General features: G+C 62.5%; 11 protein-coding genes. 2 read left to right on the top strand and 9 right to left on the bottom strand.

Annotated elements, in window-relative coordinates:
• The first annotated feature begins 41 nt into the window (after nt 1-41).
• Together AC0L2V_RS06940 and AC0L2V_RS06935 are read left to right on the top strand one after the other, a co-directional pair.
• Entirely contained in the window at nt 42-521 is a 480-nt protein-coding gene (locus AC0L2V_RS06940; RefSeq protein WP_473519744.1) for a TadE/TadG family type IV pilus assembly protein, read from the top strand.
• Nucleotides 522-2,306 (top strand): pilus assembly protein TadG-related protein, encoded by a 1,785-nt coding sequence (locus AC0L2V_RS06935; protein WP_473519743.1) that lies wholly within the window; start codon nt 522-524, stop codon nt 2,304-2,306.
• On the opposite strand, the gene bglA is transcribed toward AC0L2V_RS06935, so the two are convergent.
• The 9 genes from bglA to AC0L2V_RS06890 all read right to left on the bottom strand — a co-directional run bounded on the left by bglA (nt 2,266) and on the right by AC0L2V_RS06890 (nt 17,452).
• Nucleotides 2,266-3,942, bottom strand: coding sequence for a beta-galactosidase BglA (bglA, locus tag AC0L2V_RS06930; RefSeq protein WP_473519742.1), 1,677 nt, complete (start codon nt 3,940-3,942; stop codon nt 2,266-2,268). The genes AC0L2V_RS06935 and bglA overlap by 41 nt on opposite strands.
• The gene (gene glgX / locus AC0L2V_RS06925; protein WP_473519741.1) at nt 3,932-5,944 is read right to left on the bottom strand and encodes a glycogen debranching protein GlgX; all 2,013 of its coding nucleotides are present in this window, start codon (nt 5,942-5,944) and stop codon (nt 3,932-3,934) included. The genes bglA and glgX overlap by 11 nt, the downstream gene beginning before the upstream one ends.
• Nucleotides 5,945-6,170: 226 nt before the next feature.
• A complete protein-coding gene (locus tag AC0L2V_RS06920; protein WP_473519740.1) occupies nt 6,171-7,799 on the bottom strand; it encodes an alpha-D-glucose phosphate-specific phosphoglucomutase in 1,629 nt (542 codons plus the stop codon).
• Between the two features lie 3 nt (nt 7,800-7,802).
• Complete coding sequence (glgA, locus tag AC0L2V_RS06915) at nt 7,803-9,245, bottom strand: glycogen synthase GlgA (protein ID WP_287172733.1); 1,443 nt, start codon at nt 9,243-9,245, stop codon at nt 7,803-7,805.
• Nucleotides 9,246-10,514, bottom strand: a complete 1,269-nt coding sequence (gene glgC / locus AC0L2V_RS06910) for a glucose-1-phosphate adenylyltransferase (protein ID WP_077381220.1) — start codon at nt 10,512-10,514, stop codon at nt 9,246-9,248. It abuts the gene before it with no gap.
• A gap of 36 nt (nt 10,515-10,550) precedes the next feature.
• Complete coding sequence (glgB, locus tag AC0L2V_RS06905) at nt 10,551-12,764, bottom strand: 1,4-alpha-glucan branching protein GlgB (protein WP_473519739.1); 2,214 nt, start codon at nt 12,762-12,764, stop codon at nt 10,551-10,553.
• A 58-nt stretch (nt 12,765-12,822) separates the two neighbouring features.
• On the bottom strand, nt 12,823-15,285 hold the full coding sequence (locus AC0L2V_RS06900) for a glycogen/starch/alpha-glucan phosphorylase (protein ID WP_473519738.1): 2,463 nt from the start codon (nt 15,283-15,285) through the stop codon (nt 12,823-12,825).
• A gap of 317 nt (nt 15,286-15,602) precedes the next feature.
• Nucleotides 15,603-16,385: an ATP-binding cassette domain-containing protein gene (locus AC0L2V_RS06895; protein ID WP_023802796.1), complete on the bottom strand. Its 783-nt coding sequence runs from the start codon at nt 16,383-16,385 to the stop codon at nt 15,603-15,605.
• Nucleotides 16,386-16,387: 2 nt separating this feature from the next.
• Entirely contained in the window at nt 16,388-17,452 is a 1,065-nt protein-coding gene (locus AC0L2V_RS06890; RefSeq protein WP_236388051.1) for an ABC transporter permease, read from the bottom strand.
• Nucleotides 17,453-17,537: the final 85 nt, after the last annotated feature.

Here is a 17,537-nt window from a genome sequence, read left to right as displayed (position 1 = left end):
CATCTTGCGCGGGCTTTGGTATGTCCCGATGGGCGATGGACATGAACAGCATAGAAACTAAGACAATTTCTGTACCGAGGCGTAAAATCCGCCAGTTAAGAAGCAAATTGTGCCAGTTTAGAGAGCGATCCGGAACTTCCGCGATTGAGTTCGCGATGCTTTCGCCGATTTTCATCTTGTTATTACTCGGAATGGTTGCATATGGCATCTATTTTGGCGCCAGTCACTCCGTGCAGCAGATCGCAGCGGACGCCGCACGCACGGCGATTGCCGGGCTGAACGAAGTTGAGCGCCAGGCGCTGGTGACCAGTTTCGTCACCACCAATGCCGCGGGATATCCGTTCGTCGATTCCGACAAGCTGACTTACCAGGCCAAGGACAGCACGGCCGACGGAAACCAGTTCGTCGTGTCCATCCAATATGATGCCCGCAACCTGCCGGTCTGGAATCTGTTCCCGGCACTGCCAATGCCTGGCACCACGATCTCACGCCAGTCGACAATCCGGGTTGGAGGCATCTGAATGTCGCAAACTTTGGCGCGCAGGATCGGCCGGGTCGCCCGCTCGATGCTTGGCGACCTGACGGCGAACTTCGCCGTCATGACGGCGCTGTGCGCACCGTTCGCGCTGGCGCTGGCCGCCTTCGCCATCGATGAAGGCTCGATCTATGTGGAGCGCCGGGAGGCTCAGTCGCTGGTCGATCTGGCGGCAATCACCGCCGCCTCCAACATCAACAACATTGAAGCCGCGGTGGTGACCACGCTCGGCGACAACGGAATGCCGGGCATAGTTGTTCAGAAGGCAGGGCAGACGATCACCCCTGCCCTTGGAAAGGCTATCGTGTCGGTCACCCGCGGCCGATATTCAGCAGAGTCGTCGCTCGGCGTCGACAAGCGCTTCGAGGCCGGCAAAACGCCCTACAACGCCGTCCATGTCACGCTGAAAAAGGTTCCTGCGCGCTATTTCGCGAGTTCGCTTATCCCTACGCCGGTGATCGGCACCCAAGCCGTGGCCAGCATAGCGCCGCAGGCGATGTTCTCGGTCGGGTCCAGGCTTCTCAGCGTCAACGGCGGTATCCTCAACGCTCTTCTCAGCAAGTTCCTGGGCGGCAACATCGCGCTCAGCGTCATGGACTACAACGCTCTGATCGCTGCCGACGTGAACCTGCTTTCGTTCATCGATGCCCTTGCCGTTGAGATGCAGCTGACGGGTGTCAGCTATTCGGAGGTGCTGGCTTCCAAGGCGACGGTGGGCCAGATTGCGACCGCCATGGCCAATGTTTCACCCGTTGGCAGCACCAGCAAGCTGGCTTTGCAGACAATCGCGTCAAGGACCACCAACACGGTCAAGATACCGCTCAATCATCTTGTCGATCTTGGATCAATGGGCCAGTTGGGCCTCGGGCAAAAGTCGCCCGGCTTTTCGGTCGACGCCAGCGCCATGGGCATGCTGACCACCGCTGCTGCACTGGCCAACGGCTCGAAGCAGGTCGAGCTCAATCTCGGAGCCGCCATTCCGGGGCTTGCCTCCACCACGCTTGCGATTGCAATCGGCGAACCTGCACAATTCTCGCCATGGCTGACAATCGGCGAGAAGGGTGCTGTGGTGCGTACGGCGCAGACGCGGATCAAGCTGGTGGCGTCCGTCGGCGGCAGCAATGCGACTCTCGGTGGCGGCATCAGCCTGCTGGCCGTCAAACTGCCGTTGCATGTCGAGGTGGCCTCTGCCGAAGCCAAGCTGACCGACATCAGCTGCCCGACGGGGCACCCCGACAGTTTGAAAGTTACCATTGCCGCACGTCCGGGCCTTGCCTCGCTGCACCTTGGCGCCAGCGATGCCGATAACAGCCCCTCCGCCTTCGCCGATTTCAGCAACCCACAGTCGTTTCAAAATGCCGAAATCGCGCAGGTCAGCGTGAAGCTTCTGTTTCTCACCCTCAATCTGATCGGCGTGAATGGTTCTGCAGCCGTTGAGATCGCCAACAACGATCCGACGATCTTGACCTTCAACAGCACCGACATCGCAAGCAAGACGATAAAGAACGCCTCGACGAAGAACCTGACGCAATCTCTCACCACGTCGCTGGTCAACAATTTGTCGCTTTCGGTCAGTGCGCTGGGCCTCGGGCTTGATGTAACCGCCTTGCTCGGAACCGTGAAGCCGGCAGTGGTGGCGCTGCTGAACGGCGTGACGGCGCCGGTCGACGAATTGGTTTACAACGTGCTTGGGGCGCTGGGCGTGCGCGTCGGCGAGGCCGATGTCCGGGTCATGGGCGCGACTTGCGGGCGCTCTGTGCTTGTTCAGTGAGCTGGAGAGACCAGCCGGCTCGTCCGAGAAAGCAGCCCAACGGCGGCAGCGACAGAATCTTTTCCTGCAAGGCGGCACCAGCGCCAAGGTCGATCGTCTCTGCGACATCGATACCCTGCGGCAACGGCCAGTTGGCCGGCTCCTCGGCGAAGTTGAAAACGCACAGCAGCTTCTCGCCGCCGCCTTCGCGAATGAAGACAAGCACATCGCCCTCGGCATCGAGAAAGCGGATCGAACCTTGTACCAGCGCCGCATGCTGCTTGCGCAACGCCAGTATCGCCCGATAGCTGGCCAGAACTGACTTTTCCTCGCCGTTCTGGACATCGACCGCGCGGGCGCGATGGCTTTCCGGAATTGGAAGCCACGGCCTGCCGATTGAAAAACCGGCATTGTTGGCGCCCTTCTCCCAGACCATCGGCGTGCGGCAGCCATCCCTGCCCTTGAACCCCGGCCAGAAGCGGATGCCGTAAGGATCGCGCAGATCCTCGAACGCCAATTCCGCCTCCTCCAGCCCGAGTTCCTCACCCTGATAGAGGCAGATCGATCCACGCAGGCATGACAGCAGCGCGATGGAGAACTTCGCCGTCCTTTCCGGGTCGCCGCCGGGCCTTGTCCATCGGGTCACATGGCGAACGACATCGTGGTTGGAAAACGCCCAGCAGGCCCAGCCGTCGGAGACAGCACTCTCGAACGCTTCGACGCAGCCACGCACATGCGCCGCCGAGAATTGCGGACCGAGCAGGTCGAATGTGTAGCACATGTCGAGCTTGTCGCCGCCGCTGGTGTAGGCGGCGAGCGTCTGCAACGAACGGGCTTCGTCGCCGACCTCGCCGACAGCGACGCGGCCCTCAAATTCGTCGAGCAGCGCCCGAAACCGCTTGAGGAAAGCCAGGTTTTCGGGCTGCGTCTTGTCAAACAAATGCTCCTGATAGAGGTACGGATTGGTTTCGGTGTTGGTGCCTGCGACGCTTGACGCCAGCGGCGGGTTGCTGCGCAGCCAGCGGTCATGGACATAGTAGTTGACGGTATCGAGGCGAAACCCGTCGACGCCGCGCTCCAGCCAAAACCGCACCGTTTCCAGCAAGGCGTCCTGAACCTCCGGATTGTGGAAATTGAGGTCCGGCTGCGAGGCGAGGAAATTGTGCATGTAATATTGCCTGCGGGTCGCGTCCCACTCCCAGGCGGGGCCGCCGAAGACCGACAGCCAGTTGTTGGGCGCGGTGCCATCTGGCTTCGGATCGGACCAGACATACCAATCCGCCCTGGGGTTATCGCGGCTCGCGCGGCTTTCGACGAACCATTCGTGCCGGTCGGACGAATGCGACAGAACCTGGTCGATAATGACTTTCAGGCCGAGACGGTGCGCCTCGGCGACCACCGCATCGAAATCCTCTGCTGTGCCGAACATCGGATCGACGGCTGTATAGTCGGAGACGTCATAGCCCATATCGGCCATCGGCGACTTGAAGAAGGGCGACAGCCAGACGGCGTCGGCGCCAAGCGATGCGACATGCGCCAGCCTCGATGTGATACCACGCAGATCGCCACCGCCGTCCCCCCTCGTGTCCTGGAAGGAGCGCGGGTAGATCTGGTAGATGACGCAGCCGCGCCACCACTCGGCGTGGTCACTTGCCACTCGGGTTCTCCTTTATCTGAGCCTGCGCGGCTTCGTGTTCGATCATGAAGATCACCGTTCGCCCCGGCACCGGCCGTGAAATGCCGGCTGCGCCGTCCGGTGTTTCGATGGCTGGCTGCCAGCGAAATCCGTCGCGCCCTGGCAGCGTGAACATACACGCCCGGCGATCGCCATTGATGACAACGGCAAATCGGCAATCATCGCTGCCGAGCATCATAACCAGGCGGTACCGCCCCGGATCCCGCCAGCCTGCCTCGTCGAGCGGCGTGCCGGTTTCAGTGAGCCAGACCGCGTCCGGTTGTTCTGATCCGGGCGGCGGCTCTCCAGTCAGGAAGCGCGTGTCGAAAAGCGCCGGCACGCAACGACGCGTCGCGGCGAGCAAAACGGCGTATTGTTCCAGCGCCTGGTCGCGCCCGGCCCAGTCGAGCCAGGTGATCTCGTTGTCCTGCGCATAGGCGTTGTTGTTGCCCTTCTGGGTGCGGCCGAATTCGTCGCCGGCGGTCAGCATGATCGTGCCGCGTGAGGCAAACAGCGTGGCCAGCAGCGCACACCGGTCATCGAAACGGGCCGTAACGATCGCCCGGTCGCCGGTCTCGCCCTCGACGCCATTGTTCCAGGATAGGTTGTCGTCGTGGCCATCGCGGTTCTGCTCGCCATTGGCCTCATTGTGCTTGTGCTCGTAGGCAACGATGTCGGCCAGCGTCATGCCGTCATGCGCGGCAATGAAATTGACGCTGCGGCTCGTCTGCTGGCTTGGCTTGGCAAACAGGTCGGATGAGCCGGCAACCCGGGTCGCCAGCGCGCCGACCATGCCGCTATGGCCGCGCCAGAACCGGCGGATGTCGTCGCGATATCTGTCGTTCCATTCGAGGAAGGGCGGCGGAAAATTGCCAAGCTGATAGCCGTCCGGGCCGATATCCCATGGCTCGGCGATAAGCACCCGGTCGCCAAGGAGCGGATCATCCCGAATAGCCATGAGCAGTGGCGCAGCGGCGTCGAACGCGCCATCGACCCGCCCCAGAATGGGCGCCAGATCGAAGCGGAAACCATCGACGCCGGCATGGCGGACAAAGTGACGAAGCGTGTCGAGCACCATTTCCCTGACGACCGGATGACCGCAAGCGACGGTGTTGCCGGTGCCGGTGTCGTTGATCAAGCTGCCGTCCGGCCGATGCCGGTAGTAGGCGCGGCTGTCGAGGCCGCGCAGCGACAGCGTCGGCCCAAGCCTGTCGCTTTCGCCGGTGTGGTTGAAGACAAGATCGAGGATGACGCCGATGCCGGCCCCACGCAGCGTGGCAACCGTCTGCCGCAATTCCGCGAGACCGCCGGGCGCCAGACGCGGATCGAGCGCCATGAAGGTCACGGGATTGTAGCCCCAGGCATTGCGCAGCCCGAGCGGCGGCAAATGCCGCTCGTCGATCGATGCCGTCACCGGCATCAGTTCGACCGCCCCGACCCCGAGCTTTTTCAGGTGCTCGACGATAGCCGGGTGGGCAAGGGCTGCAACCGTCCCGCGCTGGTGCTTCGGGATGTCGGGATGCAGCATGGTGAAGGCGCGCACCGGCACTTCATAGATCAGGCCACCGGGCTGGAACAGCGGCGGCAAGACGGGCACCGGCCGCGGCAGGGTGGCGGTAATCGCCTTCGGCAGCAGCGGCGCAGTGTCCGTGCCCTCGCCCCGGCGCGCGGCGAGCCTGACGTCATAGACATAAGACCTGTCGATTTCGACGGCATAGGGGTCGACCAGCAGCTTGTCGGGATCGAACCAAAGCCCGTTCTCGGGCGTATAATCGCCATCGGCGCGAAATCCGTATCGGGTGCCGGCGGCGAGGCCGGCGACGAAAAGCGCGTGAACGCCCTCGCCTTCCGGCTGGAGTTCGAGCCGGTCGATCTCCCTCTCTCCCTGCTCATCGAAGATCGAGACCCAGAGCCGGCTGGCCGCGGACGACCATGCGGCAAAGCGGATGCCGCCGCGGGTGACGGTGGCACCGAGTGAGTTCATACGGCGACCCCTTCTCCCCTTGTGGGAGAAGGTGGATTGGCGCGCAGCGCCGAGACGGATGAGGGGTGCTGGAAGAAACGAGGCTTGGGCGATTTGAGCAAAGGTGTGCGCCAAGCTGGAACACCCCTCATCCGACCGAGCTTCGCTCGGCCACCTTCTCCCACAAGGGGAGAAGGGGGAGCCTCGCAACGCAGGCCGAACTCAGACGGCCGGCTGTCAACCAAACTCACGTAATCACGCTCGGCTCGGCGCGGCCGGTATGGCTGCGTATCCCGGCAATATCATCGGCTGCCGCAATCAGGTCGGCAAGCGCCTCCTGCGTGTCGAGATCGTGCCTGGACTTGTCCGGCTCGTAGCGCTCGATATAGACGCGCAGCGTCGCCCCCGAGGTACCGGTGCCGGAGAGACGGAAGACGACGCGCGATCCGCCTTCGAACAGCACCCTGATGCCCTGGTTCCTGGCTATCGAGCCGTCGACCGGGTCGTGATAGGCGAAATCGTCGGCGCTGGCGATCTTCATGCCGCGCACGCTGGTGCCGGGCAAGGAAGCGAGCCTGGCCCGCAATTCGTCGACCAGCGCATTGGCGCGGTCGGTCTCGACCTCCTCGTAGTCATGGCGTGAGTAGTAATTGCGGCCATAGGCGGCCCAGTGCTCGGTGACGATCTGCTTGGCGCTTTCGCCGCGGGCAGCGAGGATATTGAGCCACAAAAGCACGGCCCACAGCCCGTCCTTTTCGCGGACATGGTTGGAGCCGGTTCCGGCACTTTCCTCGCCGCAGATCGTCGCCATGTCGGCATCGAGCAGATTGCCAAAGAATTTCCAGCCGGTCGGCGTTTCATAGATGCCGATGCCGAGCTTTTCGGCGACGCGGTCGGCTGCACCGCTGGTCGGCATCGAGCGGGCGATGCCTTTCAGGCCAGCCTTGTAGCCCGGCGCCAGATGAGCATTGGCGGCGAGCATAGCCACCGAATCCGACGGGGTGACGAAAATGCCCTTGCCGATGATCAGGTTGCGGTCGCCGTCGCCGTCGGAAGCGGCGCCGAAATCCGGCGCATCCGGTCCCATCATCTCGTCATAGAGGTGCTTTGCGTGGACCAGGTTCGGGTCTGGGTGGTGGCCGCCGAAATCCGGCAGGGGAACGAAGTTGCGGGCGGTGCCTTTCGGCGCGCCGAGCCGGTTTTCCAGGATCTCCTTGGCATAGGGACCGGTCACGGCATGCATGGCGTCGAAGCGCATGCGGAAGCCTGACTTGAACAGCCCACGCAACGCATCGAAATCGAACAGATTTTCCATCAGCTCGGCATAGTCGGCGACCGGGTCGATCACCTCGACGGTCATGCCACCCGCCTCGACGGTACCGATCGTGTCGAGGTCGACCGTGCCGATATCGGCGGTCTTGAAGCTCGAAATCATCTTGGTCTTGGCGAAGATCGCGTCGGTCAGCTTTTCCGGTGCCGGGCCGCCATTGCCGGCATTGTATTTAACGCCGAAATCCTCGTGCGGGCCGCCCGGATTGTGGCTGGCCGACAGGATGATGCCGCCGAAGGTATTGTATTTGCGAATGATGTTGGAAGCGGCCGGCGTCGACAGGATGCCGCCCTGCCCGACCATCACCTTGCCGAAACCGTTTGCCGCCGCCATGGCGAGAGCCTTCTGGATGACCTCGCGGTTGTAAAAGCGGCCGTCGCCGCCAATCACCAGCGTCTTGCCCTCGAACCCGTCCAGCGCATCGAAAATCGACTGGATGAAGTTCTCGGCATAGTGCTCCTGCTGGAACACCGGCACTTTCTTGCGCAGCCCGGATGTGCCGGGCTTCTGGTCGAGATAAGGTTTGGTGGCGACGGTGCGTATCATGCGTCAAGCCCTTTTCGAAAGCAGCAAGCGATAGAGTTCGAGGTATTTTTCTGCGCTTTTATCCCACGACACATCCGCCTTCATGCCTTGCCGCTGCATCGACGTCCAGATCGCAGGGTTGGCGTGCGCCGCGACCAGCCGACGAATGGAGTGCAGCAAGGCGCCGGCATCGGCGGGTGCGAACTGGAAGCCGGTCGCCACACCTGCCGAAATCGCCGCTTCATTGGCGTCGATGACGGTGTCGGCAAGACCGCCGGTGCGGGCGACGACCGGCACGCAGCCATAGCGCAGGCCGTAAAGCTGCGTCAGTCCGCAAGGCTCGAAGCGCGACGGTATGATGATTGCGTCACAGCCGCCCTGCATGGTGTGGGAAAGCGCCTCGTCATAACCGACGACGACGCCGATGCGACCGCGATGGCGGGCGGCGGCGGCCAGCAGCGCGCCTTCCAGGCCGGCGTCGCCGGACCCCAGGATCGCCAGGCGGGCACCCCTCGCAACAATCCCGTCGACGACCGTTGCCAGTATGTCCATTCCCTTCTGCCAGGTGAGCCGGCTGATCACGCAGACGATCGGACTGTCGTCGCGGTCAAGGTTGAAACGATCCTCGACGGCGGTCCGGTTGGGGTGCCGCGCCTTCAACGTCCTGGCCGTGTAGCTGGAGACCAGATGCTTGTCGGTTTCAGGGTTCCATATCTCGGTGTCGATGCCGTTGACGATGCCATAGAGATCGACGGACCGCATGTTGATGAGGCCATCGAGCCCCATGCCGAATTCCGGCGAGCGGATCTCCTGCGCATAGGTCGGGCTGACTGTGGTGATGGCCCAGGCGGCCTGCAGGCCAGCCTTGAGGAAACCGACGCCGCCATAATATTCGACGCCGTCGAGCGCCATGGCCGCCGCCGGCAGGCCGAGTTCGCCAAAGATGCCGGCGCCGAACTGGCCCTGGAAAGCGAGATTGTGGACGGTGATCATTGACGGCGTGCCGACCGCCTTGCCGTAGCGCATATAGGCCAGCGTCATCGCCGATTGCCAGTCATGGGCATGGACGATGTCAGGCTGGTAACCCGAGACGGCGCCGCCGGCGATGTCGCCGCCAACCTGGCTCAGGGCCGCGAAACGCCGCCAATTGTCCGGCCAGTCGGCGCCGGTGGCATTGCCATAGGGGCCGCCGGGGCGATCGAACAGATGCGGCGCGTCGAGCACGAACAGGTCGAGCCCGGCGATCTGGACGGCATGGACCGAAGCCTTGCCGCCTTGCAGCAGCGGATAGTGGTGAACGGGTTTTTTCTTCTTGAAGGCATCGATGATCTGGGGATAGCCGGGAACAAGCGTGCGCATCGCCACGCCCTTGCCGGCGAGCGCGATGGGCAACGCGCCGGTCACGTCGGCAAGCCCGCCAGTCTTGATCAGAGGGAATATTTCGGGCGTGACCGACAGGACCTGCATTCACGACAGTCCCAGTTTGTCGATCATGGCCTGCGTGACGAGGCAGATGCCCTTTTCGGAAACGCGGAAGCGCTTGGCGTCGAGGACGGGATCCTCGCCGACCACGAGCCCTTCGGGAATCCTGACGCCATGATCGATCACCACGCGCTTCAATCTCGCGCTGCGGCCGACCTGGCAGTCGGGCAGCATGACGACGTCCTCGAGCGTCGAATAGGAGTTGATGCGCGCGCCGGTGAAGATCAGGCTTCGCTTCAGCGACGCGCCTGAGACGATGCAATCGCCCGAGACCAGCGAGGATACCGCCGAGCCACGGCGACCATCCTCGTCATGCACGAACTTCGCCGGCGGCTTCAGCTCGGCATAGGTCCAGATCGGCCAGTCGCGGTCGTAGAGATCGAGCTCGGGCGTGATGTCGGTGAGGTCGATATTGGCTTCCCAATAGGCGTCGACGGTCCCGACATCGCGCCAGTAGGCTTCGTTCTCGGCGGTCGAGCGCACGCAGGATTTGGCGAAGCGATGGGCGATCGCCTTGCCGTGCTCGACGACATAGGGGATGATGTCCTTGCCGAAATCACGGCTTGAGCCCGGTTCGGCCGCGTCGCGGCGCAGCTGCTCCATCAGGAACTTGGTCTTGAACACGTAGATGCCCATCGAGGCCAGGGCAAAATCCGGCTTGTCGGGAATGCCGGGCGGATCGGCGGGTTTCTCGATGAAGGAGATGATGGTGTCCTTCTTGTCGACATGCATGACGCCGAAGCCGGTCGCCTCCATGCGCGGCACTTCGAGGCAGCCGACGGTGACGTCGGCGCCGGCGTCGACATGCTGGCGAAGCATCAGCTCATAGTCCATCTTGTAGACGTGATCGCCGGCCAGGATGACCATGTATTCGGGCCCGTAGGCCTCGATGATGTCGATGTTCTGGTAGACGGCATCGGCCGTGCCCTCATACCATTGCGTTTCCGATACGCGCTGACTGGCCGGCAGGATGTCGAAGCTCTCGTTGCGCTCGGGCCGCAGGAAGTTCCAGCCGCGCTGCAGGTGGCGGATCAGCGAGTGCGCCTTGTACTGGGTGGCCACGCCGAGGCGGCGAATACCGGAATTTAGCGCATTGGAGAGCGCAAAATCGATGATGCGCGTCTTGCCGCCGAAATAGACCGCCGGTTTGGCGCGCCGGTCGGTCAATTCCTTGAGGCGGCTGCCACGGCCGCCGGCCAGAACATAGGCCATGGCATCGCGCGCCAGCGGCTGGGTCCGTTTTATCTCTGCCATTCTTATCCTCCCAAGTTACGCGCTGCGAGACATCGGCTAGTCCGGAGCAAATTCGAGCATGATCGTCGACAGCGGCGGCAACAGCATCGTCGCCGAGATGCCTCCTGCTTCCTTCCGAGCCTCGACGGCACCGTCATTGCCCTTGCCGGAACCGCCATAGTCGAAAGCGTCCGTGTTGATGATCTCGCGCCATCTTCCAGCCATTGGCAACGGCACGCGGTAATTGTCGCGCGGCACCGGCGTAAAATTGGAGATGACGGCGACCGGGTTTCCGCCCGGCGCGCTGCGCAGCCAGGCAAAGACCGAGTTGGCGCTGTCGTCGACGATCAGCCAGGAAAAGCCCTCCGGTTCGCAATCGCGCGCATGCAACGCCGGCCGTGAGCGGTAGAGATAGTTGAGATCGCGCACCGTCTGCCAGACGCCGCGGTGGGCCCGGAAATCGAGCAGGTTCCAGTCGAGTGCGCGCGCCTCGCTCCACTCGCGGCGCTGGGCGAATTCCTGCCCCATGAACAACAGCTTCTTGCCGGGGTAGCCCCACATAAAGGCGTAGTAGGCGCGCAGCGTCGCGAATTTCTGCCAGTCGTCGCCGGCCATCTTGCCAAGCAGCGTCCCCTTGCCGTGCACGACCTCGTCATGGGAGAGCGGCAGCACGAAATTCTCTGAGAAGGCGTAGACCAGACCGAAGGTGATGTCGCCGTGGTGATGCTTCCGGAAAATCGGCTCTTTGGAGAAATACTCCAGCGTGTCGTGCATGAAGCCCATGTTCCACTTGAAGCCGAAACCCAGCCCGCCCTCATGCACCGGCTGCGAAACTTTTGGCCATGAGGTCGATTCCTCGGCGATCGTCATCACACCCGGATGATGACCATAGACTTCCTTGTTCATCCTCTGGAGGAAGCTGACCGCCTCGAGGTTTTCGCGCCCGCCTTTTTCGTTGGGAATCCATTCGCCGGCCTTGCGCGAATAGTCGAGGTAGAGCATCGAGGCGACGGCATCGACGCGCAAACCGTCGACATGGTATTTTTCGGCCCAGAACAGCGCATTGTTGACCAGGAACGAGACCACCTCGCGCCGGCCGAAATTGTAGATCGCGGTGTTCCAGTCGGGATGGAAGCCCTTGCGCGGGTCGGCATGCTCATAGAGCGCGGTGCCGTCGAAATTGGCCAGGCCATGCGCGTCCACCGGAAAATGCGCCGGCACCCAGTCCAGGACGACGCCGATGCCGGCGCGGTGGGCGCCGTCGACGAACCGGGCAAAACCGTCCGGATCGCCGAAGCGGGCCGACGGCGCGTAGAGGCCCGTCGTCTGATAGCCCCAGGACGGATCATAGGGATGTTCGGAGATCGGCATGAATTCGATATGGGTGAAACCCGTGTCGACGACATACGGGATCAGCCGGTCGGCAAGCTCGTCCCATGACAGGAAGCTGCCGTCGTCGTGAAGCTGCCAGGAGCCGGCATGGACCTCATATATCGACACCGCCTCGCGGCGGGCGTCGGCGTTGCGCCAGAAATCGCGGTGCGCCTCGTCACCCCATTGATGCGCCGGCGGAAGCGCCGTCACCGAAGCGGTGGCCGGTCGCAGTTCGGACTTGAAAGCGAACGGATCGGCCTTCAGCGGCAGCCTCACGCCATCGGGCCCGATGATCTCGTATTTGTATGGCCGTCCGGCGCCGATGTCGGGGATGAACAACTCCCAGATGCCGGTGTCGCGGCGGACGCGCATCGTATGCCTGCGGCCGTCCCATTCGTTGAAGTCGCCGACCACCGAAACGCGCCTTGCATTGGGCGCCCAGACGGCGAAATGCACGCCGGATGCACCCTCGTGATCGATGAGATGCGCCCCGAGCTTGTCGAACAGCCTGAGGTGCGAACCTTCGGCGATGTAATAGTCGTCCAGCGGACCCAGTACCGGACCGAACGAATAGGGATCGGTCAGCCACCAGTCACCGCCGGCATTGCGCGCGTGATAGCGCAGCGGCTGACGCTTTCTGAGCGACAGGCTGCCCTCGAAGAAGCCGCCTTCGTCGCGCCTGGAGAGTTCGCCGGCATTCTTGCCGGTCAGCGTATAGGCAGTGACGAACTCGGCATGAGGGACGAAGCAGCGGGCGACAAAGCCCTTGTCGACCTCGTGCACACCGAGGACAGCGAAAGGATCACCATGCGTGCCGGCGACAATTGCCGCGACATCACCGGCTGACGCCAGTCCATCCGGCCCGCTTGTCGCAGCGGTCGCGCGCGGCTTCCTCATCAGGCAGTGACCCTCCCCGGCACCCGGACCACATTGTTCGTGGCCTCATGCAATCATATCAGACGGGCACGTTCCAGATTTCTTTCGCATATTGGCGGATCGTGCGATCGGACGAGAACCAGCCGACGCGGGCGACATTGCGAATTGCCCTGGCGTACCAATCCGGGCTGTCGCGCCAGACGGCGTCGACATCGCGCTGGGTTGAGGCGTAGGCATCGAAATCCGCGGCGACCATGAACCAGTCGCTCTGATAGAGGCCGTTCATCAGGTCGCGATAGCGTTCCGGATCGTCAGGCGAAAAGACGCCCGTCGAAACGGCAGCCACGGCCTGCGCCAGTTCGGGAGAGGCTTCGATCACCGATCGCGGATCGTAGCCGTTGCTGCGCCGCTCGGCGACCTCTTCGGTGGTCAGGCCGAAAATGAAGATGTTGTCGTCGCCGACGCATTCCTTGATCTCGACATTGGCGCCGTCGAGCGTGCCGATGGTCAGCGCACCGTTCAGCGCAAATTTCATGTTGCCGGTGCCGGAGGCTTCCATCCCGGCGGTCGATATCTGCTCCGAAAGATCGGCGGCCGGCATCATGATCTCGGCCAGGCTGACATTGTAGTTCGGCACGAACACCACTTTGAGCAAGCCGCGAACGGCGGGGTCGCGGTTGATGACTTTGGCGACGTCGTTGGCGAGTTTGATGATCAGCTTGGCATTGTGATAGCTGGGAGCCGCCTTGCCGCCGAAGAACTTGACGCGTGAAATCCAGTTGCGCTCGGGATGGGAGCGGATCTGGTCGTAGAGCGCGACTGTTTCGAGGATGTTCAGGAGCTGGCGCTTGTATTCGTGGATGCGCTTGATCTGGATGTCGAACAGCGCCGAGGGATCGATCCTGATGCCGAGGCGGTCGGCGACGAGATTGGCGAGCTTGGCCTTGTTCGCCCGCTTGACTGCCGCGAACTTGTCGCGGAAGGCGGCGTCGTCGGCAAAGGCATCGAGCTCCTTGATCGCGTCTATATCGTCGAGGAAGCGGTCGCCGATCGCCTCGCGGGTGAGCGCGGTGAGACCGGGATTGCACTGGATCAGCCAGCGCCGCGGCGTGATGCCGTTGGTCTTGTTGTTGATGCGGTCGGGGTAGAGTCGGTGGAGCTCGGCAAAAACCGTTTCCTTCATCAGCTCGGTGTGAAGGGCAGAGACGCCGTTGATCGAGTGCGAGCCGACAAACGCCAGATTGCCCATGCGCACCCGGCGCTCGCCGTTTTCCTGTATCAGCGAGATCTGGCTGATCTGCTCGTCAGAAAACTGATCGGAGGCGCGCGCCTCCAGCAGCACTTCGGCGTTGATGGCGTAGACGATCTGCATATGGCGCGGCAACAGCCGCTCGAACAGCGGCACCGGCCAGCTTTCGAGCGCCTCTGGAAGCAGTGTGTGGTTGGTGTAGCCGAAAGTGCGCTTGGTGATGCTCCAGGCCTGATCGAAATCCATGCCGTGGACATCCATCAACAGGCGCATCAGCTCGGGCACGGCGATGGCCGGATGGGTGTCGTTCAGATGGATCGCCGCCTTGTCGGGCAGCGACTGCAGGTCGCCATACTGGCTGAGATGACGCTGAATGATATCCTGCAACGATGCGGTGGAAAAGAAATACTCTTGCCTGAGGCGCAGCTCCTGACCGGCCTTGTGGGAATCGGCAGGGTAAAGGACGCGCGACAAGGCATCGGCCTTGTTGCTTTCGGCGAGCGCACCGATGTGGTCGCCGGCGTTGAACTTGTCGAGCAGGATCGGATCGATCGGCATGCCGGACCAGAGCCGCAGCGTGTTGACGCGGTTGGCCCGCCAGCCAACCACCGGCGTATCGTAGGCAACCGCCAGAACATGTTCGATCGGCTTCCAGACGTGGCGCTCAAGCCTGCCGTCCTTCGAGGTGATCGATTCCACCGAGCCGCCGAAGCCGACCTCGAATGAGCGTTCGCGCCGCTCGAACTCCCAGGGGTTGCCGTGATCGAGCCAGGTCTCGGGCAGCTCAACCTGCCAGCCGCCATGGATTTCCTGCCGGAACATGCCATTGGCGTAGCGAATGCCATAGCCATGCGCGGGAATGTCGACGGTTGCCATGCTTTCCATGAAGCAGGCGGCGAGCCGGCCGAGACCGCCATTGCCAAGCGCTGCATCTGGTTCGAGGGCCGCGATGAGGTCGAGGTCGACGCCGAGAGATCGCAGCGCTTCGCGCATATTGTCCATCAGGCCGAGATTGGAGAAGGCGTCGCGCATCAGGCGACCGATGAGGAATTCCAGTGACAGGTAATAGACGCGCTTTTCCTGATGGGCGTAGGCCTCTTGCGTTGCCTGCATCCAATGATCGACGATATGGTCGCGCACGACCTTTATCGAGGCGGTGAGCCAGTCGTATTGCGTCGCGACACTGGTCCCCTTGCCGAGCCTGTATTTGAGGGCCTTCAAGACTTCGTCGGCAAGCGCCTTGGGATCGGAGTTTTCGAGAATGGGAGTTTTGGATGTCATCGCGCGCGTCATGCTGCCTCTCGTGCGGTTGCCATGATCATACCGGCTTTCACCATTCCTCCCAGCCCATGCTAGCGCATATTGTTATGCGTTCAATCGAGTTAGATTGCCGCGGGGAAGCTTACCCAGCGGCAGTTTTAGCAACTTGAAGTGCGTCGCGTTTGGGCGGCGTCTGCGACGCATCTTAGAGTCTTAGTTATGTGCATATCGTCCCAAAACCGCAGCGCACCCTCGGTTCGCGCCCGAGGGCATGCTTTTGGGCGACATGCATTTCTTGTTCGATGCAAGTCGTCATCCCAAAACCGCTGCGCACTTTTGGGCGACATGCATCAGGCCGCCAGTGCCGCCTCCGGCGGAAGCTTCGCTCCGGTCATGAAGGCGACGGCGTCCGACATCGTATATTGCTTGGGATCGATGACACAGAGGCGACGGCCCAGCCGATGGATGTGAATGCGGTCGGCCACCTCGAAGACATGCGGCATGTTGTGGGAGATCAGCACGATCGGCAGGCCGCGCTTCTTCACGTCGAGGATCAGTTCGAGCACGCGGCGGCTCTCCTTGACGCCTAACGCCGCCGTCGGCTCATCCATGATGACCATCTTCGAGCCGAAGGCGGCGGCGCGCGCCACCGCCACGCCCTGGCGTTGGCCGCCCGAGAGCGTCTCCACGGCCTGGCTGATGTTCTGGATGGTCATCAGGCCAAGTTCGGTGAGCTTGTCGCGGGCGCGCTTTTCCATTGCCGGGCGGTCGAGCATGCGCAGCCAGTCGCCCAGAAAACCCGGTTTGCGGATCTCGCGACCGAGGAACATGTTGTCGGCGATCGACAGCGCCGGCGACAGCGCCAGGTTCTGGTAGACGGTTTCGATGCCGGCTTCGCGGGCTTCGATGGGCGACTTGAAGAGCACCTGCTTGCCGTCCAACTCGATGATCCCCTCGTCCGGGACAACGGCGCCCGAGATCGCCTTGATCAGCGTCGACTTGCCGGCTCCATTGTCGCCGATCACGGCCAGGATCTCTCCCGGATAGAGATCGAAGTCGCAGCTGTTCAGTGCGGTGACGCGGCCGTAGCGCTTGACGAGGCCGCGCGCGGTGAGGATGGGCTCCTGGGTCATGGTTACACCGAAACCTTTCTGATCCACTGGTCGATCGCCACGGCGCCGATGATCAGCACACCGGTGAGCAGCACTTTCCATTGCGGATCGGCGCCCAGCATGTTGAGGCCCATAGAAACGACGCCGACGATCATCGCGCCGAACAGCGTGCCCAGAATAGAGCCGCGCCCGCCGAAGAGAGAAATGCCGCCGATCACCGTCGCGGTGATCGCCTGCAAATTGTAGTCGGTGACGGCAGCGGACGGCGAGATCGAGCCGTTGCGGCCGATGGAGACCCAGGCAGCGAAAGCGGCGATCAGCCCGGCAAGCGTGTAGACCGAGATCAGCACCTTCTTGGTCTGGATGCCCGACAGCTTCGCTGCCTCCGGATCGTCGCCGACAGCGTAGACATGACGGCCCCATGCCGTGTGATTGAGCACGTACCACAAGAACAGCACCAGCACGACCATGGCAATGACGCCGAACGTCAGCACCGCCGTGCCGACCTTGAAGTTCAGGCCAAACAGATGCAGCAGCGGGGCTTGGACGTCGACGTCGGCGTCACGGATCGTCTCATTGGCCGAATAGATGAAGTTCGTGGCCATGACGATGTTCCAGGTGCCGAGCGTGACGATGAAGGGCGGCAGCTTCATGTAGGCGACCAGCAGCCCGTTGAGCAGCCCGCAGGCCCCGCCGGCGGCAAGCCCGATCACCACGGCAAGCAAGGTCGGCAGGCCATAGGTGACCGCGCAATTGCCCATGATCACGGCCGAAATCACCATGATCACGCCGATTGACAGGTCGATGCCGGCTGTCAGGATGACCAGCGTCTGCGCGGCGCCGAGAATACCGACGATGGCGATCTGCTGCAGGATCAGCGTCAGCGTGTAGGACGAAAAGAACCGTCCTCCGATCGTGACGCCAAAGACAGCGATCGACAGGACCAGCACGATCAGCGGCACCGCAGCCGGAGTGGAATGCAGGAAATGCTGGATGCGCTTGACGAGCGACGTGCCATGCTCGTCAAAAGCAGCAACGCTTGTCTCGCTGTTCGCGAGAGCCTTTTCGAATTCCTGAACCTGAGACATGTTTCCTCCCATGAGGCTTCAGCTACGCGCCGACGCCCGTCCAACCGTTCCCGATCTGCCGCCGGAATTGTTCGCGCTTGCGATT

The organism is Mesorhizobium sp. WSM4814 (genome assembly GCF_055811595.1).
This window is presented reverse-complemented; position numbering and strand designations above follow the sequence as displayed.

Coding starts and splice junctions, on each gene's coding strand:
- AC0L2V_RS06895 (WP_023802796.1), bottom strand. CDS start 16,385: ATGACCCAGGAGCCCATCCTCACCGCGCGCGGCCTCGTCAAGCGCTAC.
- glgC (WP_077381220.1), bottom strand. CDS start 10,514: ATGGCAGAGATAAAACGGACCCAGCCGCTGGCGCGCGATGCCATGGCC.
- glgB (WP_473519739.1), bottom strand. CDS start 12,764: ATGAGGAAGCCGCGCGCGACCGCTGCGACAAGCGGGCCGGATGGACTG.
- AC0L2V_RS06900 (WP_473519738.1), bottom strand. CDS start 15,285: ATGACGCGCGCGATGACATCCAAAACTCCCATTCTCGAAAACTCCGAT.
- AC0L2V_RS06935 (WP_473519743.1), top strand. CDS start 522: ATGTCGCAAACTTTGGCGCGCAGGATCGGCCGGGTCGCCCGCTCGATG.
- glgA (WP_287172733.1), bottom strand. CDS start 9,245: ATGCAGGTCCTGTCGGTCACGCCCGAAATATTCCCTCTGATCAAGACT.
- AC0L2V_RS06920 (WP_473519740.1), bottom strand. CDS start 7,799: ATGATACGCACCGTCGCCACCAAACCTTATCTCGACCAGAAGCCCGGC.
- glgX (WP_473519741.1), bottom strand. CDS start 5,944: ATGAACTCACTCGGTGCCACCGTCACCCGCGGCGGCATCCGCTTTGCC.
- AC0L2V_RS06890 (WP_236388051.1), bottom strand. CDS start 17,452: ATGTCTCAGGTTCAGGAATTCGAAAAGGCTCTCGCGAACAGCGAGACA.
- AC0L2V_RS06940 (WP_473519744.1), top strand. CDS start 42: ATGAACAGCATAGAAACTAAGACAATTTCTGTACCGAGGCGTAAAATC.